24 protein-coding genes are annotated in these 24422 nt (G+C 70.3%); 8 read left to right on the top strand and 16 right to left on the bottom strand.

The genetic code is table 11. From position 1 onward, the window contains the following. Positions 1-4 precede the first annotated feature (4 nt). Positions 5-1717 (bottom strand): HAMP domain-containing sensor histidine kinase, encoded by a 1713-nt coding sequence (locus tag AC07XS_RS10710; RefSeq protein ID WP_321208073.1) that lies wholly within the window; start codon positions 1715-1717, stop codon positions 5-7. A 159-nt stretch (positions 1718-1876) separates the two neighbouring features. On the opposite strand from AC07XS_RS10710, the gene AC07XS_RS10705 reads away from it, so the two are divergent. The 3 genes from AC07XS_RS10705 to AC07XS_RS10695 all read left to right on the top strand — a co-directional run bounded on the left by AC07XS_RS10705 (position 1877) and on the right by AC07XS_RS10695 (position 4591). Then, positions 1877-2314 carry a SufE family protein gene (locus AC07XS_RS10705; protein WP_182714378.1) on the top strand — a complete coding sequence of 146 codons (438 nt, stop codon included), beginning with the start codon at positions 1877-1879 and terminating at the stop codon, positions 2312-2314. Between the two features lie 166 nt (positions 2315-2480). Next, positions 2481-3434 (top strand): glucosamine inositolphosphorylceramide transferase family protein, encoded by a 954-nt coding sequence (locus AC07XS_RS10700; protein ID WP_182714379.1) that lies wholly within the window; start codon positions 2481-2483, stop codon positions 3432-3434. Between the two features lie 2 nt (positions 3435-3436). After that, positions 3437-4591, top strand: coding sequence for a glycosyltransferase family 4 protein (locus AC07XS_RS10695; RefSeq protein ID WP_182714380.1), 1155 nt, complete (start codon positions 3437-3439; stop codon positions 4589-4591). A 13-nt stretch (positions 4592-4604) separates the two neighbouring features. On the opposite strand, the gene AC07XS_RS10690 is transcribed toward AC07XS_RS10695, so the two are convergent. Together AC07XS_RS10690 and AC07XS_RS10685 are read right to left on the bottom strand one after the other, a co-directional pair. After that, positions 4605-5201, bottom strand: coding sequence for a class I SAM-dependent methyltransferase (locus tag AC07XS_RS10690; RefSeq protein ID WP_182714381.1), 597 nt, complete (start codon positions 5199-5201; stop codon positions 4605-4607). A gap of 76 nt (positions 5202-5277) precedes the next feature. After that, positions 5278-7365, bottom strand: coding sequence for a TonB-dependent siderophore receptor (locus AC07XS_RS10685; RefSeq protein WP_182714382.1), 2088 nt, complete (start codon positions 7363-7365; stop codon positions 5278-5280). Between the two features lie 12 nt (positions 7366-7377). Here AC07XS_RS10685 and AC07XS_RS10680 point away from each other — a divergent pair, with 12 nt between their 5' ends. Continuing rightward, complete coding sequence (locus tag AC07XS_RS10680) at positions 7378-8613, top strand: acetyltransferase domain-containing protein (RefSeq protein WP_494732669.1); 1236 nt, start codon at positions 7378-7380, stop codon at positions 8611-8613. Positions 8614-8615: 2 nt separating this feature from the next. Here AC07XS_RS10680 and AC07XS_RS10675 read toward each other — a convergent pair whose 3' ends face one another. Together AC07XS_RS10675 and AC07XS_RS10670 are read right to left on the bottom strand one after the other, a co-directional pair. Then, positions 8616-9338, bottom strand: a complete 723-nt coding sequence (locus AC07XS_RS10675; RefSeq protein WP_182714383.1) for a DUF6456 domain-containing protein — start codon at positions 9336-9338, stop codon at positions 8616-8618. Continuing rightward, a complete protein-coding gene (locus AC07XS_RS10670) occupies positions 9335-9691 on the bottom strand; it encodes a chromosomal replication initiator DnaA (RefSeq protein ID WP_182714384.1) in 357 nt (118 codons plus the stop codon). Before AC07XS_RS10670 ends, AC07XS_RS10675 begins: the two co-directional genes overlap by 4 nt. A 368-nt stretch (positions 9692-10059) precedes the next feature. Here AC07XS_RS10670 and ctrA point away from each other — a divergent pair, with 368 nt between their 5' ends. Continuing rightward, a complete protein-coding gene (gene ctrA / locus AC07XS_RS10665; RefSeq protein ID WP_054764860.1) occupies positions 10060-10761 on the top strand; it encodes a response regulator transcription factor CtrA in 702 nt (233 codons plus the stop codon). Between the two features lie 66 nt (positions 10762-10827). Here the strand turns inward: ctrA and AC07XS_RS10660 are convergent, their stop codons facing one another. From AC07XS_RS10660 to AC07XS_RS10640, 5 genes are all read right to left on the bottom strand, one after another. Next, positions 10828-12204, bottom strand: coding sequence for a serine hydrolase (locus AC07XS_RS10660; RefSeq protein ID WP_321208074.1), 1377 nt, complete (start codon positions 12202-12204; stop codon positions 10828-10830). 169 nt (positions 12205-12373) lie between these two features. Beyond that, a complete protein-coding gene (locus AC07XS_RS10655; protein WP_007390098.1) occupies positions 12374-12757 on the bottom strand; it encodes a helix-turn-helix domain-containing protein in 384 nt (127 codons plus the stop codon). A 44-nt stretch (positions 12758-12801) separates the two neighbouring features. Next, entirely contained in the window at positions 12802-13086 is a 285-nt protein-coding gene (locus tag AC07XS_RS10650; RefSeq protein WP_182714385.1) for a type II toxin-antitoxin system HigB family toxin, read from the bottom strand. An 82-nt stretch (positions 13087-13168) separates the two neighbouring features. Further along, complete coding sequence (locus AC07XS_RS10645) at positions 13169-14515, bottom strand: ATP-binding protein (RefSeq protein ID WP_182714386.1); 1347 nt, start codon at positions 14513-14515, stop codon at positions 13169-13171. Continuing rightward, the gene (locus tag AC07XS_RS10640; protein WP_182714387.1) at positions 14503-15213 is read right to left on the bottom strand and encodes a response regulator transcription factor; all 711 of its coding nucleotides are present in this window, start codon (positions 15211-15213) and stop codon (positions 14503-14505) included. Before AC07XS_RS10640 ends, AC07XS_RS10645 begins: the two co-directional genes overlap by 13 nt. Positions 15214-15408: 195 nt before the next feature. Between AC07XS_RS10640 and AC07XS_RS10635 the strand changes: the two genes are divergently transcribed. After that, positions 15409-15651 (top strand): hypothetical protein, encoded by a 243-nt coding sequence (locus AC07XS_RS10635; RefSeq protein ID WP_054764864.1) that lies wholly within the window; start codon positions 15409-15411, stop codon positions 15649-15651. 64 nt (positions 15652-15715) lie between these two features. On the opposite strand, the gene AC07XS_RS10630 is transcribed toward AC07XS_RS10635, so the two are convergent. The 4 genes from AC07XS_RS10630 to AC07XS_RS10615 form a co-directional block, all read right to left on the bottom strand. Continuing rightward, positions 15716-16750 carry an endo-1,4-beta-xylanase gene (locus AC07XS_RS10630; protein ID WP_321208075.1) on the bottom strand — a complete coding sequence of 345 codons (1035 nt, stop codon included), beginning with the start codon at positions 16748-16750 and terminating at the stop codon, positions 15716-15718. 181 nt (positions 16751-16931) lie between these two features. Next, the gene (locus AC07XS_RS10625) at positions 16932-17342 is read right to left on the bottom strand and encodes a flagellar export protein FliJ (protein WP_054764866.1); all 411 of its coding nucleotides are present in this window, start codon (positions 17340-17342) and stop codon (positions 16932-16934) included. A 4-nt stretch (positions 17343-17346) separates the two neighbouring features. Next, a complete protein-coding gene (gene fliI, locus AC07XS_RS10620) occupies positions 17347-18690 on the bottom strand; it encodes a flagellar protein export ATPase FliI (protein ID WP_182714389.1) in 1344 nt (447 codons plus the stop codon). Positions 18691-18755: 65 nt separating this feature from the next. After that, positions 18756-19658 (bottom strand): EamA family transporter, encoded by a 903-nt coding sequence (locus tag AC07XS_RS10615; RefSeq protein ID WP_182714390.1) that lies wholly within the window; start codon positions 19656-19658, stop codon positions 18756-18758. A gap of 85 nt (positions 19659-19743) precedes the next feature. Here AC07XS_RS10615 and AC07XS_RS10610 point away from each other — a divergent pair, with 85 nt between their 5' ends. Further along, positions 19744-20223 (top strand): Lrp/AsnC family transcriptional regulator, encoded by a 480-nt coding sequence (locus AC07XS_RS10610; protein ID WP_182714391.1) that lies wholly within the window; start codon positions 19744-19746, stop codon positions 20221-20223. Here the strand turns inward: AC07XS_RS10610 and AC07XS_RS10605 are convergent. Next, on the bottom strand, positions 20220-21425 hold the full coding sequence (locus AC07XS_RS10605; RefSeq protein WP_182714392.1) for a carbohydrate porin: 1206 nt from the start codon (positions 21423-21425) through the stop codon (positions 20220-20222). The genes AC07XS_RS10610 and AC07XS_RS10605 overlap by 4 nt on opposite strands. 153 nt (positions 21426-21578) lie before the next feature. Here AC07XS_RS10605 and AC07XS_RS10600 point away from each other — a divergent pair, with 153 nt between their 5' ends. Beyond that, complete coding sequence (locus AC07XS_RS10600; protein WP_182714393.1) at positions 21579-23513, top strand: methyl-accepting chemotaxis protein; 1935 nt, start codon at positions 21579-21581, stop codon at positions 23511-23513. Positions 23514-23519: 6 nt separating this feature from the next. On the opposite strand, the gene AC07XS_RS10595 is transcribed toward AC07XS_RS10600, so the two are convergent. Continuing rightward, a partial coding sequence (locus AC07XS_RS10595; protein WP_182714394.1) for a prolyl oligopeptidase family serine peptidase occupies positions 23520-24422 on the bottom strand: 903 nt, incomplete at its 5' end.

The raw sequence follows: 24422 nt of genomic DNA, 5'->3' as shown, positions 1-24422 counted from the left end.
CGTCTCACGCCTCGACGGCGGCGCCCGGCGTTTCGTCGGCTTCGATGGCGGGCGACAGGGTTGCGACCGGCAGGCGCACCATGGCCGCCACGCCCTCGCCCAGGGTGCTGTCGATCGTCAGGCGCCCGCCGTGCAGTTCCGCCAGGGATCGGACCAGCGACAGGCCCAGCCCCGTCCCTTGCGCCTTCTGATCGGCGCCGCCGGCCTGTTCGAACGGGCGGCCCAGCCTTTGCAGATCCTCGGGCGCGATCCCCACGCCGGTGTCGGACACCACCAGCTCCAGATAGGGGCCGATCCCGTCCAGCGTCAGGGTCACGGACCCGCCCGCCGGGGTGAATTTCACCGCATTGGACAACAGGTTCAGCGCCATCTGCTTCAGGGCGCGGGCGTCGGCCTCGACCTCCAGCGGATGGGGCGGCAGGACGGGGGCCAGATGCACCCCTTTTTCGTCGGCCTGGGGCCGGATCAGGGCCACGGCGGCCGAAACGGGATCGCGGGCGTCGAACAGGTCCAGGGCCAGTTCGTACCGCTCGGCCTCGATCTTGGACAGGTCCAGAACGTCGTTGATCAGGTCCAGCAGATGGCCGCCCGCCTGATGGATGGACTCGGCGTAGTCGGCGTATCGGTCGGGCAGGGGGCCGAACAGGCGCTGGCGCATGATGTCGGCGAAGCCGATCACGGCGTTCAGCGGGGTGCGCAGCTCATGGCTCATATTGGCCAGGAAGCGAGTCTTGCCCGCGCTCTGGGCCTCAGCCTCGACCCGGGCGCTTTCCAGCCCCAGCTCGCGGGCGAACTGGGCCGTGCCGTCGAAGGCCTGGGCGATCAGGCGCGGCGCCCCCGCCACCGCCCCCGTCTCGCCGTCGTACCGGCGCAGGATCAGCACCACCCGGCGGTCCAGGGCGATCCGGGGGCTGAACATCACCTCGGCCGGCTGGCCCTGGGCGGCGCGTTGCAGGGCGCCGGCGACGCCGGGGCGGTCGGGGGCGTGGACGGCGGCGATCAGCCCCTGGTCCATCAGGGCCGGGACCGAGACGGACGGCGGGGGCGTGCCCCAGGCGGCCAGGGCGCGGCCGGTCGGCTCCAGCAGCAGGGTCAGGCCCGGCTGGGCGTTCAGCACGGCCTGGACCAGGGCGCCGTCCTGTTCGGCGCGGGTCAGACGGGCCATGCGGCGGTGGCTCGACAGACGGGCCGCCCCGGCCAGGGCCAGAACCGCCAACAGGCCCGACGCCGCCGCCAGGACCGGCGGCTGGGCGGTCGATCCGATCAGCAGGGTCGAGATCAGGCCCGAGATCAGCGGCAGGGCCAGGCCCGCCGTGCCCAGCCGGATCAGCCGGTCTTCGCCGATCCTGGGATCGTCAAGCACCAGCCCGGCCGCCAGGGGCAGCAGCAGAAGCCCCGGCGTCGCCCCGGTGGCCCCGCCGGTCAGGCCCGCCGCCGCCACGGTCGCCAGAAGCCAGCCGCCCATCAGGCTGAACCTCAGACCCGCCGTGTCGCGCACCATCAGGGCCACGCCCGCCACGCCCGGCGCGGCCGTCAGCAGCAGGGCCGCCAGGACCGTGGGCTCCAGCCGGGCGAAGCTCTGGGCCGCCAGGGCCGTCAGGGCGACCGCCGCCGCCCACCCCGCGTGCCACAGGGCGGCCGGCGCCGCCGACGGCTGAGCCGCCGACGCCGCTGCGGTCTGGGCCGCCAGCCGAGGTTGTGGAGGGTGATTATGCAAGCGCCGTCGCCATTATGGGTCGTCCCCAGACTAAACGGCGCGCCGAGTCGGCGCGAGGCCCCTCCCGTGTCAGGCGATCTGCAACCGCGCGTTCACCATGAATTTCGGGGGACAAACCGGCCGGTTGTCGTTAACGGCCGGGCGGCCTATCTGGCGGCCATGACCGATCGCACGCCGCCCGCCGACAGCCTGGACCAGACCCTGGCCGACCTCGCCGAGGATTTCGACCTCTTGGGCGACTGGGAGCAGCGGATCGAATACGTCATCGAACTGGGCAAGGGGCTGGCGCCCCTGGACGAGGCCGATCGGGTGGAGGCCAACAAGGTGCCGGGCTGCGCCGCCCAGGTCTGGCTGGCGGTCCATCCGGCCGAGGGGCGGCTGTGGTTCGACGCCGACAGCGACAGCGCTCTGTCCAAGGGCAATATCGCCCTTCTGCTGAAACTCTATTCGGGCCGGACCCCGGCCGAGATCCTGGCCTTCGACGCCAAGGCCGCCCTGGACCGGCTGGGCCTGCCCTCGGCCCTGACCCGCCAGCGCGCCAACGGCCTGAACAGCATGGTCGGCCGCATCCGCGAGGCGGCCCTGGAGACGGCCTGACGCTTGCTAAGGTCATAATGCGCCACGCTTTTAGAGTAATGTCGCTTAGTTGACACAAGCGCGGCTTAACGGCGTCATGGGCCGGCTTGCAATCAAGTCCGCCCGGCTGGTCGGTCACCCTCTTCCCCATCGGCCGTCGCGCGTCGGGCCAGGATTTCAGTTCCGAATGTTCGACATCTGGCGGTCCGGATATCTGAGGCGTCCCCTGACCGAGGTCATGGAACGGCCCCCTCGCCCCGACGAGATCGTCTGGCTGCCCGACCGCGGCCCCCACGCCTTTTACGCCGACCCCTTCGGCCTGGAACGCGACGGGGTTCTGACGGTCTTTGTCGAGGCCTTCGACTATCGGGTCCGGCGGGGCGATATCCACTATTGCCAATATGACGCCGACGACCGGCTGGTGGGGCAGGGGGTGGCCTTGGCCGAGCCCTGGCACCTGTCCTATCCGACCCTGATCGAGGACGGGGGCGAGCTCTATATGCTGCCCGAAGCCTATAAGAGCGGCGGCCTGATCCTGTATCGCTGCCGTCGTTTTCCCGACGACTGGGAGGCGGTGGCGCGTCTGGGCCAGGCGCCGGCCATTGATGCGACGGTGGTGCGCCACGACGGCCGATGGTGGATGTTCCACGCCCTGCCGGGACCGGACGACCGGGCCATGCGCGAACTGCATCTGGCCTGGGCCGAGCGGCTGACCGGGCCCTGGACGCCTCACGCCGGTCGCCCGGTGATGAGCGGCTTTCAAACCTCGCGGCCGGGCGGCTCGGCCTTCGTTCATGACGGCGCCCTGCATCTGCCGGTCCAGGACTGCGCCCCCGCCTATGGGGCGGCGGTCAACCTCTTGCGGATCGACGTCCTGACGCCCCAGAACTTCGCCGCCACGGTGGTGCGGCGGTTCGAACCGGGCGATCTGGCGGCGGGCTTTTCCGACGGGCTGCACACCCTGTCGGGCGCGGGCGGCGTCAGTTTCCTCGACCTCAAGTCGGTGCGCCGCGACCGCGCCGAGCCCTGGCTGAAGACGCAGTACAAGCTGCGCCGCGCCCTAGGGCTGAACGGTTCGCGCCGGACCGGCGTGGACGTCTATCCGGCCCTCTTTTCTCCGCCCTCCGCGTCTCAGAGTTGACCATGCGTGTCGCCGTCGTCCTGCCGCGCGGTTGCGGCTTCCGCCCCGACCGGGCCAATTCGATGGAGACGGTGGTGCGGACCCTGGCGGCCCACGCCCGGTCCCAGTCGGCCGTGACCCTGATCTGCGACGCGGACCAGGCGACCGCCCCCGATCCCCGGCTTCTGACGGTGCCTCCCGGCCTGGGCGGGCGGGCGCGAAACCGGCGGATCAAGGCCCTGTTGGAGACCCTCCAGCCGGATGTGGTCGAATATCACCAGCAGCTGAAGTCGGCCTCGGACCTGGCCGCCGAGGGGCCGCCGGCGACCTATGTCCTTTACCGCCACACCCGGATCAAGCCGCCCCGCCATCCGCTGGACGCCTGGCGCTACGGACGTCGGCTGGCGCGGTTCGACCGGCTGGTCTTCGTCAGCGAGGCGGCGGGGCAGGAGTTCGCAGCCGACTATCCGGCCCTGGCCGACCGGGTCAGCGTGGTGTGCAACCCCATTGCGGTCGAGGCCTGGCGCGCCGATCCCGCCGACAAGGAGAAGCTGATCCTGTTCTGCGGCCGGGCCATGGCGGACAAGGGGCTGGACCTGTTCTGCATCGCCCTGGCCCGCGCCCTGGACGCCCATCCCGACTGGCGCGGGGCCCTGGTCCTGGGCGACTGGGAGCGGCACCAGGCCTGGGCCGATCCCTATCTGGGCCTGCTGGACCGGTTCGGCGACCGGGTCGAAATCCTGAAGTCGGCCCCGCTGGAGGCGGTGCGGGCGGTCACGCGGCGGGCGGCGATCGCGGCGACCCCGTCGCGGGTGCGCGAGGCCCTGGGCCTGACCGCTCTGGAGGCCCACGCCGCAGGCTGCGCCCTGGTCTCCTCCGGTCGCGGGGGTCTGCGCGAAGCCAGCGGCGATCACGCCCTCTATGTCGAGGTGGACGGACCCGACCCCCTCGCCGCCGCCCTGGAGCGGCTGATCGCGGACCCGGAGACACGGCTGGCCCTGGCCCGGTCCGGCCAAACCTTCGTGGCCGAGGTCCACGCCCCCGAGGCGCGGGCGGCCCAGCTGGATAGGCTGCGCGAAGCCTGGACCGAACAGGCGCGCCGACGGCGGGCGGAGGCGCCCCCGCGCCCGCGCTTCAGCCTGCCGCGTCTGGGCCTGCCGCCGCTCGGCCGGGCTTGAGGGGAGGGGCCGCTTAGCCCTTTCGGATCAGACTGTCATAGACGTGGGTGACCGCCTCGAAGGTCACGCGGGGCGGCCGATCGCCCAGGGGCGCCGGTTCGAACGCCTGGTCGATCAGGCCCGCCCCCAGCGGATCCTCGACCTTGTCGGTGTTCCATCCCAGCAGCAGCCGCCCGCCGGGCCGCAGCACCGCCGCCAGGGCCCCCAGGGCCTGACGCTGCTGTTCGGGATGATCCACGCCGTAGCCCAGCACCCCGTTGCACACCACCGTATCGAAGGTCAGGTCGGCGAACAGGGCGTCGGCCTGACAGACGTCTCCGGTCCGGTGACGGCCCGCCCGGCCCCAGCGGGCGGCGCCGGGGTCGATGTCGGTGGTCCAGACCTCGCCCCCGCCCGCCTCCAGGGCGGCGTAGTCGTCCAGCGTATATTCACGGCACCCGACCCACAGGATGCGCCCGCCCAGGGCCGACAGGGCGGGGACATAGCTTTCGGCCATCACCCGCCGGTCGGGCAGGGCCCGGATCCGCCGCGCCTTGGCTGAGCGCCTTGCGCCGCCCTGGACGTCGCCTTTGGCGCCCAGCCATGCTCTGATCCGCCGCCCAAGGCCCATCTCGGTCTCCCCATCCCTGTCCGGTGTTATCGGACCGCCGCTCGCGCGCCAACCGTTCGATGCGGCAAGGCGCAGGTCAAAGGGCGATCCGCAGCGAAGCCCGCACGCTGCGCGGCGCGCCGGGAAAGATCCACAGGGCGCTGTAGGAGCTGGCGGCGTAGCGTTCGTCGAACAGATTATCGACCTCGACCCGCGCCGTGACCTGGGGCGTCAGGCCATAGTCCACCGCCGCCTTGGCCTTCCAATAGGCCGGCAGTTCGGGCGCGCCGAGCGCAAGGCCGCCGGCCCGGTCGCCGACATAGGCGGCGCCCGCCGTCATCGACCAGTCCGTGCCGTGCGGGGTGGGGAAACGGCCGACCACGAACAGGGAGCCCGAATGTTCGGGCACGTTCAGCACCCGGTCGGTGGGGAAGGCGTCGTCGTCGGCCTTGGCGTCGGTCCAGCCGTAGTTGGCCACCACCTGCCACGCCTCGCCCAGCCGGACCGACCCGTCCAGCTCGATTCCCCGCGAGGTCAGCTTGCCGACCGGCGCCAGATAGTTGGGGTCGACGGGATCGGTGGTCAGTATGTTCGCCTTTTCGATATCGAACAGGGTGGCCGCCAGGTCGATCCCCTGCCAGGCGCCGGACAGGCCGATCTCATAGCCCTTGCCCTCTTCCGGGGCGAAGCCGGACCCGGTCCGCCCCGTGCCCGAGTTCAGCACGAAGGACCGGCCATAGCTGGCGTGGGCGGTCAGGCCGTCGGTCAGGCGATAACGGGCGGCGAACCGGTAATCGAGCGGGCTGTCCTTGGTCTCGCCCACGGCGCCGGTGCGGTTGTTGCGGATGGTCTGGCTGTAGTCGTCCCAGCGAAGGCCCGCGACCAGGCTGAGGCGGTCGTTCACCTCCCACAGGTCCTGGGCGTACAGGGTGACGACGTCCCGCGTCTCCAGATTGTCGGTGAAGGGCAGGGGCGTCGGCGGGACGACCGACCCATAGACGGGGTTGAAGACCGAGATCGGATAGGGATTGGCCGCCGTCGGATTGATGCGCAGCCACTTCTCGCCATAGGTCAGCCGATAGGCTTTCACGCCGAGGCCCAGGGTGTGGACGCCCAGGCCGGTCTGGACCTCCCCGTTCAGCTCCAGCCGCGCCGACAGGTCCTCGACCGAGAAGTCCCGGCCCCGGCGCTGGCGCCACAGCGCATCGCCGACCAGGCGGGACTGGTCGCTGGACAGGCCCTTCAGCGAGCCGCCCCGCCAGGCGACCCCTCCGTTCAGGCTCCAGCCGTCGTTGAGGCGGTATTCGCCGGTGATCTGGTGCCGCGCGTTGCGGAACCGGGTCCGGCCGTCGCCGGGCTCGCCGTAGTAGTTGGATTCCGGCAGGGCCAGGGCGTCGCCGTCGATCGCGGGCATGCCCCGGTCGAACAGGGTCGAAAAGACGGTGAGCTCGCCCACATAGGTCAGGCGCAGATCCTCATTGGGCCGCCAGGTCAGGGAGGGGGCGACCGCCGTCCGGTCCAGGCCGACATGGTCGCGCCAACCGTTGCTGGTCTCGCCGGCCAGGACCAGCCGCCCAGCCAGGGTCTCGGAGATCGGGCCGGTCACGTCCAACTCCCCCCGCCTCAGGCCGAAGGAGCCGACCGTGCCGGTGAAGACGGCGTCGGGTGTGAAACGCGGGGTCTTGGAGACGATGTTGATCCGGCCGGCCGGGTCGATGTCGCCGAACAGGGCGCCGGCCGGCCCCTTCAGCACCTCGATCCGCTCGGCCGTGGCCGGGTCGCGCGGCGGCGCCATGCCCCGGTTCGCCAGGAAGCCGTCCACATAATATTCCGCCCCGCCGTCGGGCGTGCCCAGGAAGCCGCGGATGGCGAAATTGTCCATCACCCCGCCGCGATTGTTCTGCTGGCTGATCCCGCTGACCAGCTCCAGGGCGTCGGACAGGCGGGTGGCGCCCACGGCGCGCAGCAGGTCGCTTTCGATGGAACGGCTGGACGGCGACATCCGCTCCGTGATCGCCCCGACGCCCAGCGTATGGTCGTGCGGCGAACCCCGGCGGCCCAGGACCACGATCTCGCCCAGGGCGTGGGGCTCGGCCTGAGCCGCATCAACGGGGACCAGGACTGGGGTCGCGGCGGTTGCGGCGGCAATAAGACACAGGCCGGCGCAGCTCGAAAGGAGGGGCAAGGACGAACTCCGTTGAAACGTTATACTGTAGCGGCTATCCGTTCGCGCCTCATGCTGTCAACCGCCGCCCTTCCCGTTTCCGCCCTCGCCGTTCCGGCCGTCCGCCCGGCCGCGCGCATTCGTTCGATCGACGCCCTGCGCGGTCTGGTCATCCTGCTGATGCTGGTCGATCACACGCGCGAGTTCTTCTATTTCCACGCTCAGGTCCCGGACCCGATGAATGTCGAGGCGACCGATCCGGCCCTGTTCTTCACCCGTCTGTCGGCCCATCTGTGCGCCCCGATCTTCGTCGCTTTGACGGGCCTGGGCGCCTGGCTCTACGGAAACAAGACAGCCGAGGTCAGCGGAGGGTCCGCCGCCGGGGCGGCCTCGGCCTTTCTGCTGAAGCGGGGCCTGTTCCTGGTGGTGCTGGAGCTGACCCTGGTCAACTTCGCCTGGGGCTTCTCCCTGACGCCGCCGATCCTCTATCTCCAGGTGATCTGGGTCATCGGGCTGTCGATGATCGCCCTGGCGGGCCTGGCTCATCTACCGCGCGCCTGGCTGATCGCCGTCGGCCTGGTCCTGGCCCTGGGCCACAATCTCTTGGACCCGATCGCCTTCGCCGAAGGTCCGGCCCATGTGCTGTGGGCCGTGCTGCACGACCGCAGCCTGATGGACCTGCCCTGGGGCGGACAGGTTCGCACCTCCTATCCCCTGCTGCCGTGGATCGGGGTGGCGGCCCTGGGCTATGCGATCGGGCCGTGGTTCGTCGGGCCCCAGGGGGCGCGGCTCCGGCGTCTGGTCGTCACCGGCCTGGGCGCCCTGGCCCTGTTCGCCCTGCTCAGGTCTATCAATCTGTACGGCGACCCGACGCCCTGGAGCGTGCAGGACACGCCGCTGCGGACGGCGATGAGCGTGCTGAACGTCACCAAATATCCGCCCTCGGCCGACTTTCTGCTGCTGACCCTGGGCCTGGGGGCCCTGATCCTGGCGGGACTGGAGCGGGCCTCGGACCGTCTGATCGGTCTGTTGGCGGTCTTCGGGGGGGCGCCGCTGTTCTTCTATCTGATCCACCTCTACGGCCTGCATCTGCTGAATCTGGCGGCCCTGGCCCTGTTCGGTCCCAATCAGGGCCAGGGCTTCAGCGTGCAGGGCGTCGCCGCCCTGTGGGCCCTGGCCGCCGTGGTCGCCGTCCCCTGCTGGTTCGCCTGCCGCTGGTTCGCCCGGATCAAGCGCGCCAGCGACCGGCCCTGGATGAAATACCTCTGACCTCAGCCGATGCCGTAGTGATCGGCCAGGGCGGCCAGCGCCTGTTTCAGCACCGTCTTGCCCTGGCGGCGGCGCAGGCCCAGGCCCGTCTCGGCCAGTTTCAGACTGTCGCCGTGGATGCAGATCCGCGTCAGCATCGGCCTCAGGCGCGGGCCGACGGCGGACAGGGCCGCCTCCACCCGTCGTCCGGCCGACAGGGCGCGGTCGCCGGGTTCGACCCGCATCGTTCCGCCCGACCCGGCGCGGGGCAGGGCGTCCCAGCCCATGGTCAGGGCCGGGCCGGCGCCGGCCTGTTCGACCTCCCGCCTCAGCCGTTCGCCGGCGGCGACCTCGGCGGGGCTCAGCCAGGGTCGGCCCGTTGCATCCTTGCGCCGCGCCAGCCAGGCGATCGGGCTTTCGCCCAGATTGGCGGCGTGGCGGACCATTCGCCCGTCCGCCCCGATCAACTCCCGCTCGCCCGCGATGAAGCCGGGGCGGCCGGGCGGCGGGGTTTCGGCCTTGCCGGGGGCCGCCTCCCCCCCGGCGCGCACGGTCCATCCGCCCTGCGGCCGCCGCCTCAGTCCCGGCCGTTCGATCAGGGCGCGGAACTCCGGCTCGCTCAGGGTCAGGCTGATCCGTGCCCTGCGGTCCGGCCCCAGACGCAGCGCATAGACCCCCTGTTCGGCGCCCAGCCAGGCGCCGGGCCGGGCCAGAAGACAGCGCGCCCGCTCCACCGTCCGGCTCATTGCACGGCCTCCCAGCGGGGGGCGCTGTAGATCGTGGTCAGACAGGCCTCCAGCTGCGACAGCAGTTCGTCCACAGCCCGGCGGTCGCGCTCGTCCTCCACCCAGCGGCAGGCCGCCCCCACCGTGCTGCGGTTGACCCCGAAGACGTGGCCGACCCGCTCCAGCGTCCAGCCGAAGGCGATGTGGGCCAGATACATGGCCAGCCAGCGCGACCGGGCGTTGAGCGGATCGATCCGCCGTCCGGCCGTCATCCGCTCCGGGCTGGCCCCGGTCCGCGCCGCCACCAGATGCAGGGCCAGCCCCGCCTTGCACCGGTCCGCCTCTCGCACCGGCGCCCTGTATGCCTCAACCATGCCTCACTCCCGTTCACGAACCTTGACGCCCCATCCTAGGCGGGCGCTGCGTCGTGATAGGAATATCATCCTAATCCGCGTCAGAATCGGACGTGGCGCCGGACTGGACTTGAGGTTGCGTCAGGGCAGGTCCGCGTTCCAACCGGCGCTGCGCGCGGAGCCGCAGGCTGAGTCCGGTCCGCATCATGGTTAATTATTTTTCGAATCATTGACTCGGGACTCTCGACGCCGATTCGCAAATCAGCTTAGGAACGACTCATAGCTCGCCGTTAACCCTTCTTAAGGTTTTCGGGTCTTAACCTGCGAACAAGGTTACCCGGTCGTGCGCCAGGGTGATTACCGCAAAGCTTTTGCCTGGAGGGGCACGAATGCGCGTCCTGTTGATTGAAGACGATCACGCCACCGCCCAGAGCATCGAGCTGATGCTGAAGTCGGAAGGCTTCAATGTCTATACGACCGACCTGGGCGAAGAAGGCATCGATCTGGGCAAGATCTATGACTACGACCTCATTCTGCTTGACCTGAACCTGCCGGACATGAGCGGCCTTGAGGTGCTGCGTCAGCTGCGCGTCGGCAAGATCAACACCCCGGTCATGATCCTGTCGGGCACGCATGAGATCGAAACCAAGGTCAAGACCTTCGGCGGCGGCGCCGACGACTATCTGACCAAGCCCTTCCACAAGGACGAGCTGATCGCGCGCACCCACGCCGTGGTCCGTCGCTCCAAGGGCCACGCCCAGGCCATCATCCACACCGGCGAGATCGCCGTGAACCTGGACGCCAAGACGGTGGAGGTGAACGGTCACCGCGTCCACCTGACCGGCAAGGAATATCAGATGCTGGAGCTGCTCTCGCTCCGCAAGGGCACGACCCTGACCAAGGAAATGTTCCTGAACCACCTGTACGGCGGCATGGACGAGCCCGAGCTGAAGATCATCGACGTCTTCATCTGCAAGCTGCGCAAGAAGCTGGCCACCGCCGCCGACGGCAAACACTATATCGAAACCGTCTGGGGCCGCGGCTACGTCCTGCGCGACCCGGCCGAGGCCGGAAACAGCGTCGCCGCCTGAACGGCCGCTCCGTGCTGATCCTGAAAACGCCCGCCGGTCCCTCCGGCGGGCTTTTTCTATTTGCGCCTACTGCCGCTTCGCCGGCATGTCGCGGCCGCCCTGGTGCAGGACCAGGCCGTCGACCCGGCCTTCGGCGTCGCGGGTGAAGGTGATCTGGGCGTCCACCTCGGTCAGGAAGAAGGCGTCGTCCCCTTGCGCCTTCAGCTCGAAGGCGGGCTGGCCGGTGGCCTGGACCTTCAGCCCGCCCTCTGCGGCGGTGATCGTCAGGGCGAAGGTCGGCGACAGGGAATAGACCCCGACATAGGCGGCCAGGGCCTCGGCCGGCAGGGTCACGACGCGGCGTTCCGAGGCCAGGGTCACGGTCCCGCCGCGCGCCAGGGTCATCAGGTCCGGCCCGAGCTTGTCGGGCGCCGGGCCGTTCAGATTGGCCAGGACGATGACGGCGATCCGGTCGTCCGGCGCATAGGCCATATAGGTGTTGAACCCCTCGATCGCCCCATTGTGCCAGACCAGCTTCCGGTCCGGCGTCGCGGCCAGTCCCAGGGCGTAGCCGTTCCTGACCGGGGTGGTCAGGGCGGTCAGCGACTGGGGCTTCAGCACCCGCCCCCCGAACAGGGCCTGTTCCCATTTCAAGAGGTCGTGGGTGGTCGAGTACAGGGCCCCCGCGCCCAGGGGGATGCTCATGTCCACATAGTCGGCGTTGACCACGCCGGACGCCTCCGTCGCATAGCCCGAGGCGCGCCGGGGCAGGATGCGGTCGTGCCGGTCATAGCCGCTGTCGGCCATGCCGAGCGGGGTGAACAGGGCCTGTTGAATGAAGTCGGCGTAGGTCTGGCCGCTGGCCGCCTCGATCACCGCGCTCAACAGGATATAGCCCGAGTTGGAATAGGCGAAGCCTTCGCCCGGCGCGAAGTCCAGGGGCCTCCCGCTGAACCGGGCGATCAACTGGGCCGTCGTGGCCGGCCGGGTCTTCAGCGTCTCATAGTCGGCGAAGGTGGTGAAGTTGGGCAGTCCGGCGGTGTGGCTCAACAGCCGGCGCGGGGTGACGGCGTCCCAGGCGGGCGGAGCGTCGGGCAGCCAGGTCTTGATCGGGGCGTCCAGATCGACCTTGCCCTGTTCGCTCAACAGCAGGACGGCGACGGCGGTGAACTGTTTGCTCAGCGAGCCCAGGCGGAATTTGACGTCGCCGTCATTGGGGACGCCCCATTCCCGGTTCGCCAGCCCATAGCCCCGGTCCAGCAGGATCTCCCCGTCGCGCGCGACCAGGACGGCGCCGGAAAAGGCGTCGGCCTCGCTGGAGGCCCGGACGATCTGGTCCATTCGGGCCACGTCCGGCGCCCGATCCTGGGCTGCGAGGGGGCCTGCCGCCAGGACGGGGGCCAGAGCCAGGGCCAAGGCGGAGGCCGCGAGACGGCCGCGACGAAGGCGAAGGAAAAGGGGCACGGGCGTCTCCTGAAATGGGCTTTAAGCCTTTAGAGGCTGCGAACCGGGCGTTCGGATGCAACTGGGCGAGGACGAAGGGGCGTCGGTCTTTGCGATCTGGTGGTGAGCAGGACCGATGTCGCTTCTAGTTGTGCTCCTGGCGTGGAGGACATGGGCGCCCTTGACCGTGTTAGGCGGCTAAGTCGCCGACAAGCGATCCGGCCGGAATCCGCCAAGCCCGGCTGATCTTTCGGATTTGATCGAGGTTGATCTCCCGCTTGCCGTTCAGCAGCTCGGAGGCGCGCGCCTTGGAGCCGAGGATCTCGGTCAGATCTGACTGCGTATAGTTGTTCGCCTGCATGACGAACTTCAGCACATCGACCGGCTCGGCCCGTGGGATTGGATAGTGCCGACGCTCATAGTCCTCGATCAGCAGGACCAGGGCGTCGTAATGGGCGGCCGCCTCAGAGCCTTCAGCAGGTTCGTTCTCGAAATAGGGGCGCACCGCCTTCAGCGCCGCTTGGTATTCGGCCTCGTCAGCCAGGGTGCGGATCGTGCTCATGTCCATCGTCATCGTCGCTCTCTCCAATCCTATAGTTTCGCCACATCGATCTTGTCCTATTCGGCGTGAGTCCCGACGAAGAGGATGAAAATCCTCTTGGCTCGAAACCCCACCAGACCGACGATCCGGTATTTGTTGCCGCCCACGTCGAAGACGATCTTGCCGTCCACCACATAGTCGGCGCTGCTGAAGGTGGCCTTCAGCTCTGCGAAGTTGCTCCAGTCGGCGTCCGAGGCGGCGGTGTGCCACTCGATCATCGCCGCCTTCGCCGTGTCCTGGGGCTTGCCCTTCGGCTGGGCCTCCCAGAACTTCACCAGGGCTGATTTCGCGATCACGTTCATGGGGTCGTATCGCATGTTTCCAATCTGGAAACAAGGAAAAGTTTCCAATATGGGAACTCAAGGGTGGGCCGACACCTGTCGATCAGCCCCGTTCTTCGTCCGGCGCGAAGGTCACCGTCGCCTCCATCCCCCCGTCCGCCGCATTGGCCAGGGTCAGGCGGCCGCCGGCGATCTCGGCCATGCGGCGGGCGATGGTCAGGCCCAGGCCCGAGCCGCCGCTGTCGCGCGACCGCGAGGGATCCAGCCGGTAGAAGGGCTCGAACAGGGCCTCCAGCCGGTCCTCGGGCACGCCCGGCCCGTGGTCGCGGACGATCAGACGCACCGTCCCTGCCTGCGCTTCGCCCCTGACGGCCGCATCGCCGCCGTGGCGCACGGCGTTGTCGATCAGATTGGTCAGGCACCGCCTCAGAGCCAGGGGCCGGGTCGGCCGCACCGCCCCGCAGCCCTGAACGAAGACGACCGGCTGTCCCGCCTCGGCCGCATCCTCGCACAGGGCCGACAGCAGGGCGTCCAGATCGACCGGGACGACCGGCTCGATCCGGGTCTCCAGCCGCGCCAGGTCCAGCCCCTCGCGCACCAGATGCTGCATGGCCGCCAGATCCGCAATCAGCTGGGCGCGCAGGGTCTCGTCCGCCACCTTTTCGACCCGCAGCCTCAGCCGGGTCAGGGGCGTCTGAAGATCGTGGGCCACGGCGGCCAGGACGCGGGCCCGTTCGGCGATCAGGGCCTGAAGCCGGGTCTGCATGGCGTTCAGCGCCATGGCCGCCTGGCGCACCTCGCGCGTCCCCTCCACCGCCAGGGGCGGGCCGTCCAGGTCCCGGCCCAGGGCCTCGGCCCCGGCCGACAGCCGCGCCAGGGGCGCCGCTGCCCGGCGTGAGGCCAGCCAGGCCGTCGCCGCCACCGTCGCCAGGCCGACGGCCAGCAACAGTGCGCTGTCGCGCCCCAGGCTCCAGGGCCGCGGGGCGGGCGGCAGGCTGACCGCCACAGGGGCCACGGCCGTTCCGTCCTGGGGATCGAGGGTCAGGATGCGACAGCGCAGGGCCGCGTCCGCCGGGGCGCCGCAGGCGGCCTTGGCCGCCTCATAGGCCCGCACCTTGACCCCGGTCACGCCGCGCCGGGCCAGGGCCTGGGCCACCGCCTGGGTCAGGGCGGGGTCGGGCGGCCCGCGCCGCTGTCCGTCGGCCGGGGTCAGGGCCACGGCCACGGCGGCGGCCGGATCGTCGTCCGCCTGGGCCAGGTCGCCGATCCGCTCGGCCGTGGTGAAGTCATGGGCCTGTTTCAGCCAGTGATGGCGGCCCAGCTGAAGCGCCAGAAAGGTCACCGCCGCCGCCGCCAGGGCGCCGACCAGGACCAGGGCGAACAGCCGGACCGTCGACCCGTCGACGACGCCGCCTAGCCCCCGCTTCGAGCCCCGGCCTAGGCGCGCCACGTCACCGGGCCCGACAACATATAGCCAAGGCTGCGCACCGTGCGGATCAGGACCGGGTTCTTGGCGTCGTCGCCCAGCTTCTGGCGCAGGCGGCTGACCCTCAGATCGACCGCCCGGTCGTCGGCGTCGGCGACGGTGGACAGGGCGCGGATGCGTTCGCGCGACAGGGGCCGCCCCCCGTTGCGGACCAGGGCGTGAAGCAGGTCGAAATCGGCCCCGGACAAGGGCGCCACCCGCCCGTCCGGCGCCGTCAGGCTGCGGGCGGCGACGTCCAGGGACCAGCCGGCGAACTGGGCGCAGCGCCCCTGGACCGGCTCGGCCTCCGGGCGGGCGCGGCGCAGGACGGTGCGGATGCGCGCCACCAGTTCGCGCGGCTCGAACGGCTTGGCCATATAGTCGTCGGCCCCAATCTCCAGCCCCACGATCCGGTCGATCGGATCGCCGCGCGCCGTCAGCATGATGACCGGGGTCCGCGACGTCGCCCGGATGGCGCGGCACAGGCTTAGGCCGTCCTCGTCCGGCAGATTGAGGTCCAGCACCACCAGATCGACCGGCCCGGCCTCCAGCGCCGCCTTGGCCGCCCGGCCGTCGGCCGCCTTTAAGGTGCGAAAGCCGTGCTGCTCCAGATGATCGGCCAGAAGGGTGCGGATATCGCGGTCGTCGTCGACGACCAGAAGCACGGGCGGGGCGGCGGTCATGGGGCGGGTTCAGCGTGGCGGGTCGGTCGTCTCTGTCCGCCCGGCTGATGGCGAAAAGGCGGCCGACACAGTCGGACACAAATCTCCACCCCGCCGACACGGGCCGACACCGAACCGCCCATCGCCCGCCGGAGCCGGCGTCGAGAAACGGGTCGTCCGAAACGAACGGACGTTCTCAACACAGAGAGACTTCAGATGAAATCCTTCCGCACCTCCGCCGTCCTGGGCGCCCTGGCCGTCGTCGCCCTGAGCAGCGGCGCCGCCTTCGCCGGAACCGTCCCCGCCTCGGCCCCCGCCTCTGCCTCTGGCCGCGCCCCGGCCGCGACCGCCTCGACCGCCCATTCGACGACCTCGGCCGCCCGTCCGCAGCGCCCGGCCCGCCACAGCCGTCATCAGCGCGCCGAGACCCCGGCTCAAACGGCCAAGAAGAAGTCCTGAGACCCTGATCCGACTTCGGGCGGTCTCCCGGCCGACCGCCCGAAGCCGGTCTTTTTCTCCCACTTTAAGCGAACCCTTGGGCCAAGGCCGCCGCCATCGGCCCCGGTCGTCCCGCGCCGTCGAAGGGCAGGGGCCGGTCGCGCCCGTCGTCCTTGTCGCCCTGACGATACCAGCTGTCGGTGTCGCGCAGGCCCCAGACGGTGAAGGCGAACCTCTGGGCCGCCGGCAGGGCGTTGAAGGCCTCCGCCAGCTCCCGCACCCGCGCCGTCTGCAAGCCCGTGCGCTGACCTGCGCCGCGCAGGTCCAGCCGGTTCTCGGTCCGCAGGGTGCAGTCCAGCTCCGACACATGAATCGGCAGGCCGAACTGGGCCGCCTCGCGCATGAAGGCGCGGATCGCCCCCTCGGGGATGTCGATCCAAAGATGCGACTGCAGCCCCAGCCCCTGAAGCGGACACCCCGCCTTCAACAGCCGCTCGACCAGTTTCAGGAACTGGACGCCCTTGGCCGGCACGCTTTCCTGATTGTATTCGTTGAGGAACAGCACCGCGTCCGGATCGGCCGCCCGCGCCTGTTCGAAGGCGCGCAGAATATAGCCGTCGTGGCCGTATCGGGCGCTCCAGTGGCAGTCGCGCATCCCCGAACCGTCGTCCAGGATCGGCTCATTGACCACGTCCCAGCTGCGGACCTTGCCGCGATACCGGCCGGCCACGGCGGCGACATAGCCGTCGAAGGCCCGGTCGAAGGCGGGGCCCGACAGGCCCGCAAACGCCTCGGCCCCTTGCGAATACCAGATCAGGGTGTGGCCGTGCAGGGCCATGCCGTTCTGGGCGGCGAAGGCGGCGATCCGGTCCGACCGGTCGAACCGGGGCCGGTCCAGCCCGTCGGCCAGGACATATTCCATCTTCATCTCCCACTCGGGCGTGAGTTGAGAGACCTGGGCGCGGGCCAGGGCGACCCAGTCGGGATCGTCGATCTGCATCGCCTTGATCGCCGCGCCGAAGGGGGCGGGGGCGACGGACTTCAGCGGCGGAAGGTTCGGCGCGGTCGGCTCGGCCGCGGTGCGGTCGCAGGCGGCCAGGGCCAGCGACGAGGCGATCACGGCGCGGCGAGAGAGACCAAACCCTCTCCCGCTTGCGGGAGAGGTGGCCCGGCGTTCGCGAAGCGAACCAGGATCGGAGAGGGAAGTGCTGCTCAACAGAAGACTTCCCCCATCGTCAGCCGTCTCGCTCCGCTCGACGAGCTGACACTTCCCCCGCAAGCGGGGGAAGGTCTGAGAGTCCTCAGACCGCACGCTTCCGCAGGCCCAGCTCGTCGAAGGCGGCGGTTTCGCGCTTGGCGATGGCGATCAGCTTGTTCAGCCGGGTGGTTTCGGCGACGTGTTCGAACTTCTTCAGCTCTTCGAAGGCGCCCGTCAGGGCGTCGCGGGCCCCGGCCTCTTCGGCGTCGATGACGCTCAGATCGCTTTCGGCGGCGGCGCGGCGGGCCTTCCAGCCGTTCAGATAGGCGGCCAGCATCATATTGGCGTCGGCGTCCAGGCGCGCGCGCTCGCGCTCCACCTCGACCTCGGCGTCCAGAACCGCCAGCCGCATCTCGGCCGTGGCCCGGCGCGCGCTGACCTCGGCCAGGCGCTTCTGGAGGGTTTCGACCTCATAGTTGGAGATGCGGATCAGGGATTGGGCCCAAGCGGTCATTTCGTCACTCTCTGATCATGCCTTGGTTCAGAATAGTCTCCAGCCGGGTAAAGGAATCGGAAAGACGGGTGACGTCGTCCTTGTCCTGGCTCAGAAACTCCTCCAGCGCGGGGTTCAGGGCGATGGCCCGGTCCACGATCGGGTCGGCGCCGGTGCGGTAGGCGCCGATCTTGATCAGCTCCTCCATATTGCCATAGGCCGACAGACACTGGCGGGCGCGCTTGTTCAGCTCGCGCTCGGGCAGGGTCTGGCAGGCGGGCATGGTCCGGCTGACCGACTTCAGCACGTCGATGGCGGGGAAACGTCCACGCTCGGCGATCTTGCGGTCCATCACGATGTGGCCGTCCAGAATGCCTCGAACCGCGTCGGCTATGGGCTCGTCATGGTCGCCCCCGTCCACCAGGACGGTGAACAGGGCGGTGATGGGGGCTGCGGTCGTGCCGTCGGGCCGGATCGGCCCCGGCCCGGCCCGCTCCAAGAGCTTGGGCAGTTCGGTGAAGACGGTGGGGGTATAGCCCTTGGTCGTCGGCGGCTCGCCCGCCGCCAGGCCGATCTCGCGCTGGGCCATGGCGAAACGGGTGACGCTGTCCATCAGGCACAGGACCTCCAGGTCCTGATCACGCAGGAATTCGGCGATGGCCATGGTCATATAGGCCGACTGGCGGCGTTTCAGGGCCGGCTCGTCACTGGTGGCGACCACGACGACGGCGCGTCTCAGCCCCTCTTCGCCCAGGGTCTCTTCAACGAACTCGCGCACTTCGCGGCCCCGTTCGCCGATCAGGCCGACCACGACCGCGTCGCAGGTGGCCTGTTTGGCCAGCATGGACAAAAGCACCGACTTGCCCACGCCCGAACCGGCGAAGATGCCCAGCCGCTGGCCCCGGCAGGTGGTGGTGAAGACGTCCATGGCCCGCACCCCCAGGTCCAGCCGCTCGCCCACCCGGCCGCGCGAATGGGCCGGGGGCGGCGGCGTGCGCAGGGGATAGGGCGCCGGCCCCTGGGGCAGGGGGCCCAGGCCGTCGATGGGATGGCCGAAGGCGTCGATGATCCGGCCCAGCCAGGCGGTGGTCGGGCGCACGCTGGCGGCCTGGTCGACGATGCGGATCTCGGCGCCGGGCGCCACCCCCTCGACCGGGCCGAACGGCATCAACAGGGCCTTGGCGTCGCGGAACCCCACCACCTCGGCCGGCAGGGGCTCCAGCCCGCGCCGCCCGATCTCGGCCCGCGCCCCGACCGCCAGCCGCGACAGCCCGCCTCGCGACTCGATCAGCAGGCCCGACACCCCCGCGACCTTGCCGGTGACGACCAGGGGGTCGATCGCTTCGACGGCGGCGACGAGATTATGCAAGACGAACCCCAGAAACAGGCGTTAACCGTTTGCGCCATCATGGTTAACGGGGGGTGAAGGGGGGGTTAAACCGGATCTCCTGCGACCGGCGTCTCCCGCGTCGTCGCGATGGCGCCGACCGAGGCGATGACGATGGCGGCGATGGCGATCCATTGCTGGCCGGTCAGATGTTCGTGCAGGACGATCAGGCCGGCCAGGGCGCCGATGGCGGGTTCGGCGCTGAGCACCACGCCGAAGGTGCGTTTGGGAATGCCGCGCAGGGCCACCATCTCCAGCGAATAGGGCAGGGCGCTGGAGAAGATCGCCACCGCCAGGCCGGCGACGACGATGGCCGGGTTGAACAGGGCCGCCCCGGCGTGGGCGAGGCCGAAGGGGACGACCACCATCGCCGCCACGCTCATGCCCAGGGCCACCGACTGGCCCGGATGCAGATGGGTCAGCCGCTTGCCGAAGATGATGTACAGCGCCCAGCACAGGCCGGCGAAGGCCGCCAGGGCCACGCCGACCGGGTCCAGCGATCCCGCTCCGCCCTTCAGCGGCAGCAGCAGGCCCAGGCCCAGCACCGCAAAGCCGACGCAGACGAAATGGATCGGCCGGCGCGAATGGATCAGGGCCAGGCTGAGCGGCCCGATGAATTCGATGGCGATGGCCACGCCCAGCGGAATGGTGCGCAGCGCCATGTAGAAGCTCAGATTCATCGCCCCCAGGACGGCGCCGTACAGGACGACGGCCTTCAGATCGGCCCGGGTCAGGGCGAACCGCCAGGGCCGGAACACCAGAACCAGCAGCAGGGCCGAGATCCCGACCCGATAGGCCGTGGCCCCCTGCGCCCCGATCACCGGAAACAGGCTCTTGGCGAAGGAGGTGCCCCCCGCCAGGATCATCATGCCCGCGAACAGGGCGGCGTAGGGGATCAGCCGCGCGATCAGCGGGGACTGCAGGCTCGGGCTCAGGCTGGGCGCGGTCATGGGACGAGAGATAGCCCAAAGCCGCTTGCGTATCTCGCCGATTTCCGGCCTCCTTGCGCCGAAAAACGGCGTTAAAGAGCATGATATGACGGATTTCGTCACCCTGGACGAGTTCGACCGGCGGCTGCTGGCGCGGGCGCGGCGCGACAATCAGGAGCCGGCGCGGGTCACGGCCCAGGCGGTGGGCCTGTCGGAATCGGCGGTGCTGCGACGGATGCGGCGCCTCCGGGCCGAAGGGGTCATCGTCGCCGACGTCGCCCTGGTCGATCCGGCCCGGATCAAGCCGCGCATCGTCCTGCATGTGCTGGTCGAGATGAACACTCAGGATCGCAAGGTCATGACCGCCTTCCAGCAGGCCATGAGGGCCAGTCCCGAGGTCCAGGGCGCCTGGGACGTGACGGGCGAGACCGACTATCTGCTGACCGTGGCCGTCCCGACCATGGCCGATTACGAAGCCTTCGGCATCCGCGAACTGGTCCCGGAAAAGGGGGTCCGCAGCTATCGCAGCATGATCGTGATCCGCGAGGTGGTCGGCTTCGACCCCGCCCGCGCCGTGGTGGATTAATAGAGGGCGGTCGTGACCCGCAGCGCGACCACCACCACCGTGTCGGCGTCGCGCAGACCCCCGGCGTAGCGGATCAGCTGGACGTCCGGCTGGAGGGTGAAACGGCCGATCCGGTCGGCGTAGGTCAGCTCCAGCCCCTCTTCGTAATGGGCGGGGTCGTCGCCGGCGTCGGCGATGTTGGCGCGGCCCTTGTCGGACAGCCAGCCCTGATGGACGCCGAAGGAGACCTGGCTGTCGGGGCGGCTCGCCCAGACCTGGCTGACCAGGACGCCGGCCTGCCAGCCGCCTTCGAAATCGGTGGTGTCCCCGTCCGAGGCGCCGATCCGGCCGAACAGATCGACCTGGGGCCCGTCCGGTTTCGCCGTCCCATAGATCCGCCCCTCGGCCAGGGCGTAGGCGCCGCGCGCCAGGCTCTGGGCCGGTTCGCCGTCGGGCGTCAGGTCGCGGATGTCGTCCTGATGCTGGTCATAGCGCCAGACGCCGACGGCGTAGCGGCCCGCCCCGTTGACGCGGCCCCCGACCTCGACGATCCCCAGGACGCCGTGATCCAGGGTGGTGGCCACCCCGCCCCGGTCCCCGATGGTGCGGGCGTCCGCGTTGATCACGGCGGCTTGAGCGTAAAAGGTCTCGACGTCCCCGATCCGCAGCCGCGCAGCCAGGGAGGTGGAGGGGAAGATGGCCGGGCCATTCGGACCGGTGGAGGCCAGTTCCGAGCCGATGCCGAACGGCGGCGCCAGCAGCAGGCCCGAGGCCTCGGTGGCGTAGAATTCGCTGTTCAGGTCATACAGGCCGCCCAACAGACTGCCCCAGCCCAGGTCCTGTTCGATCCAGGCCTCATACAGTCGTGCGCCCTGGGCGGAGACCTCGATGTTGTCGACCCCTTGCAGGGTTCCGGCCAGGGCGTTGGGCTCGCCCCCGCCGTTGTAAAGGCCCGACAGATGCAGCCGCGCGCCGCGCCAGCCCCAGGCCCGTTCCAGATCCCCGTCCAGGCTGACGCTCAGATTGTCCAGATAGCGGCCCGCCCGCGCGGCCCCGCCCGAGACGACGCCCGTGACGTCGGCGGCGTACTCGGCCGCGAAGGCCCAGGTCGGTTCGATCTCCGTCTCGGCCTGGGCCAGGGCGAAGGTCGGCGCCGCGACGGCGGCCAGACCGGCCAGGGCCGCCAGACGGCGGAGAAGGGAGCGGGGCTTAGCATTCTGCATGGCCGGAAGTCCGTGATGTTGAACCTCCAGCCTAGCTTCGGAAGGTGAACACGGACCTTCGCATTACATTGGGGGCAAGCCGTATCGGACCGGCAACGGCGCGTTAACCCAAACTCCCGTAACCCCGTTCGGAATTGTGTGGGAGCGCGCGCGATGAACTGGACGATCGGCAAGAAGGTGACGGCGACCGGGATCGCGGTCCTGGTCCTCTCCGTCGGCACCGCCGGCCTGGGGTTGAAGATGAACGCCGACCTGGGCGACGCCCTGGACCGGGCGACGGTCTCGGCCTCGATCCTGCGCAACCATATGCAGGCCGACATGATGCACGACGCCCTGCGCTCCGATGTCTTCGGCGCGCTGCTGTCGTCGGACCCGGCCAACGGCGTCGATCCCGCCGAGATGAAGGCCGGGATGAAGGAGCACCGCGAGACGTTCGAGGCCGCCGTCGCCGAAAACACGCGGCTGGCCACCGATCCCGAGCTGAAGGCCGCGCTTCTGGAGGTGGAGGCGCCGCTTCGCACCTATGTCCAGGCTGCGGGCCAGATGGTCGATCTGGCTGAAACCGATCCCGCCGCCGCCCAGCGGCGCATGGCCGAGTTCCAGGATCAGTTCGGCGTGCTGGAAACCGCCATGGGCGCCGCCGCCGAGAAGATCGAGGCCGAGGCCCAGTCCGACGCCGCCGCCGCCAAGGCGACGGCCGCCGTCAGCCGCATCGTCATGATCGCGGCCGTCATCGCCGCCCTTCTGATCAGCGCGGGCCTGATCCTGGCGGGGGTGCGCGGCATGGTGGCGCCGATCCGCCGCCTGACCGACGATCTGCGCGCCCTGGCCCAGGGCCGGACCGAGGTCAAGCTGGGCGAGGCCGCCCGCAAGGACGAGATCGGCGACATCGCCCGCGCCGTGGTCGACATCCAGGCCCTGATCGCCGCCCGCGTCCGGGCCGAGGCCGATCAGGCCGAACAGCTGCGGCTGAAGGACGAAGAGGGCCGCCGCGCCGACGAGGCGATGCGCGAGGCGACCGCCCGCGAACAGGCCGCCATCGTCGCCGGCCTGGGGCACGGGCTGGAGGCCCTGGCGCGCGCCGACCTGACCTATCGCATCGTCGATCCCTTCCCGGCCGCCTATGAACGGCTGCGCACCGACTTCAACGGGGCGGTGGACGGGCTGCAACAGGCCATCGCCACCATCGCCGCCAATACGGGCGCCATCAATGCGGGCGCCGCCGAAATCGCCAAGGCCGCCGACGACCTGTCGCGCCGCACCGAACAGCAGGCCGCCAGCCTGGAGGAGACCGCCGCCGCCCTGGATCAGGTCACGGCCACGGTGCGCGCCACCGCCTCAGGCGCGGTCCAGGCCGCCGGCGCCGTTCAGGCCGCCCGCGACGACGCCGACAAGAGCGGTTCGGTGGTGCGCGACGCCGTCGCCGCCATGGGCGAGATCGAACGCTCGTCCAGCCAGATCAGCCAGATCATCGGCGTCATCGACGAGATCGCCTTCCAGACCAATCTCCTGGCCCTGAACGCCGGGGTCGAGGCGGCGCGGGCCGGCGAAAGCGGCCGCGGCTTCGCCGTGGTGGCCTCCGAGGTGCGCGCCCTGGCCGAACGCTCGGCCGACGCCGCCAAGGAGATCAAGGGGCTGATCACCCAATCGACCGCCCAGGTCGGATCGGGCGTCAAACTGGTGACCGAGACCGGCGCAGCCCTGGACCGGATCGTGGCCCATGTCGCCCAGATCGAAAGCCTGGTGACCGACATCTCCGCCTCGGCCGCCGAACAGGCCACCGGCCTGGCCGAGGTCAATACGGCCGTCAATCAGATGGACCAGATGACCCAGCAGAACGCCGCCATGGTCGAACAGTCCACCGCCGCCAGCCACGCCCTGTCCCAGGAGGCCGACGGCTTGCACGCCGCCGTCGCCCGCTTCAAGGTCGGCGCCGCCGCGCCTCGCGTTTCCACCCCGGCGCCCGTCGCGGTCACGCCCCCGCCGTCCCCCTCGGCCGCCGTCACGGCCTTGAAGAGCGTCGGCCGCGGCGGCGCCGCCCCCGCCCCCTCCGCCGCAGCGGACGAGGACGGCTGGGAAGCGTTCTGAGGCGGCTCAGCGGCCGCCGCCCGGCGCCGTCAGGGTGCGGCGGAAGAAGGCGATCAGGTCGCGGTTGAAGGTCTGCTGGAAGGCGGCGCGGTCGAAGCCGGGGGTGGGGGCGCAGACGGCCGGCGCCAGTTCGGCCAGGCGCGCCGAACAGGGCGGCATGAAGTCGAAATGGCCGGCGCCGGGGATCGACCGGTATTCCGGCGGACGGGGCAGGGCGTCGCGCACCGGTTCGGCGTAGAAGGGGCTGGGCAGGACCCGGTCGTTTTCGCCCCGCCACAGCTGGACCGGCTGGGCGACCCCCGACAGGCCCTGGCGGGTGAAGGCGAAGCCCAGGGCGGGGGCGGCGGCGGCCACGGCCTTGATCCGTCGGTCATGCACCCAGGTCTGATCCGTCTTCGGCGCGCCACGGGCGGCGATCAGGCCGCAGTCGTAGAAGGCCGGGTGGGCGCGGCAGTGGTCGCCGATCCGGCCCAGGTCGGGCTCGCCGCCCGCTGCGGTCAGGACGGTGAAGCCGCCTGCGGAAAAGCCGAAGGCGCCGATGCGGTCGGCGTCGATCGCCGTCCGGCCGGTCCAGTCGCTCAGCAGATAGTCGATCAGGACGTGAAGCTGGCGCGGGCGCTGGGCCACGTCGGTCGCCCGGCTCTGGTCGCGCCAGTTGTCGCCCGTATGGGTCAGGGCGGCGACGACGAAGCCCGCCTGGGCCAGGGCGCGCGCCGTCGCCTCATGGCTGCGGAAATCGCCGCCGTTGCCGTGGGAAATGACGATCAGGGGGCGTCGGGCGCCGCCGTCTGCGCCGGGCGTCCAGACCCCCGCCTCGATCGCCGGACCGGCGCCGTCCGGGATCTCCAAACGGGCGAAGGCGACGGCGGCCTCGGACGGGGGTGCGGCGGGCGTCGGGGGCTGTGGGAC

This window comes from Brevundimonas sp. GW456-12-10-14-LB3 (genome assembly GCF_059424365.1).
The sequence above is the reverse complement of the archived record's forward strand: the minus strand, read 5'-3'. Positions and strand labels throughout refer to the sequence as shown.

Coding starts and splice junctions, on each gene's coding strand:
- AC07XS_RS10635 (WP_054764864.1), top strand. CDS start 15,409: ATGAAATCCTTCCGCACCTCCGCCGTCCTGGGCGCCCTGGCCGTCGTC.
- AC07XS_RS10600 (WP_182714393.1), top strand. CDS start 21,579: ATGAACTGGACGATCGGCAAGAAGGTGACGGCGACCGGGATCGCGGTC.
- AC07XS_RS10615 (WP_182714390.1), bottom strand. CDS start 19,658: ATGACCGCGCCCAGCCTGAGCCCGAGCCTGCAGTCCCCGCTGATCGCG.
- AC07XS_RS10605 (WP_182714392.1), bottom strand. CDS start 21,425: ATGCAGAATGCTAAGCCCCGCTCCCTTCTCCGCCGTCTGGCGGCCCTG.
- AC07XS_RS10700 (WP_182714379.1), top strand. CDS start 2,481: ATGTTCGACATCTGGCGGTCCGGATATCTGAGGCGTCCCCTGACCGAG.
- AC07XS_RS10705 (WP_182714378.1), top strand. CDS start 1,877: ATGACCGATCGCACGCCGCCCGCCGACAGCCTGGACCAGACCCTGGCC.
- AC07XS_RS10655 (WP_007390098.1), bottom strand. CDS start 12,757: ATGACGATGGACATGAGCACGATCCGCACCCTGGCTGACGAGGCCGAA.
- AC07XS_RS10640 (WP_182714387.1), bottom strand. CDS start 15,213: ATGACCGCCGCCCCGCCCGTGCTTCTGGTCGTCGACGACGACCGCGAT.
- AC07XS_RS10670 (WP_182714384.1), bottom strand. CDS start 9,691: ATGGTTGAGGCATACAGGGCGCCGGTGCGAGAGGCGGACCGGTGCAAG.
- AC07XS_RS10650 (WP_182714385.1), bottom strand. CDS start 13,086: ATGAACGTGATCGCGAAATCAGCCCTGGTGAAGTTCTGGGAGGCCCAG.
- ctrA (WP_054764860.1), top strand. CDS start 10,060: ATGCGCGTCCTGTTGATTGAAGACGATCACGCCACCGCCCAGAGCATC.
- AC07XS_RS10610 (WP_182714391.1), top strand. CDS start 19,744: ATGACGGATTTCGTCACCCTGGACGAGTTCGACCGGCGGCTGCTGGCG.
- AC07XS_RS10695 (WP_182714380.1), top strand. CDS start 3,437: ATGCGTGTCGCCGTCGTCCTGCCGCGCGGTTGCGGCTTCCGCCCCGAC.
- AC07XS_RS10675 (WP_182714383.1), bottom strand. CDS start 9,338: ATGAGCCGGACGGTGGAGCGGGCGCGCTGTCTTCTGGCCCGGCCCGGC.
- AC07XS_RS10625 (WP_054764866.1), bottom strand. CDS start 17,342: ATGACCGCTTGGGCCCAATCCCTGATCCGCATCTCCAACTATGAGGTC.
- AC07XS_RS10690 (WP_182714381.1), bottom strand. CDS start 5,201: ATGGGCCTTGGGCGGCGGATCAGAGCATGGCTGGGCGCCAAAGGCGAC.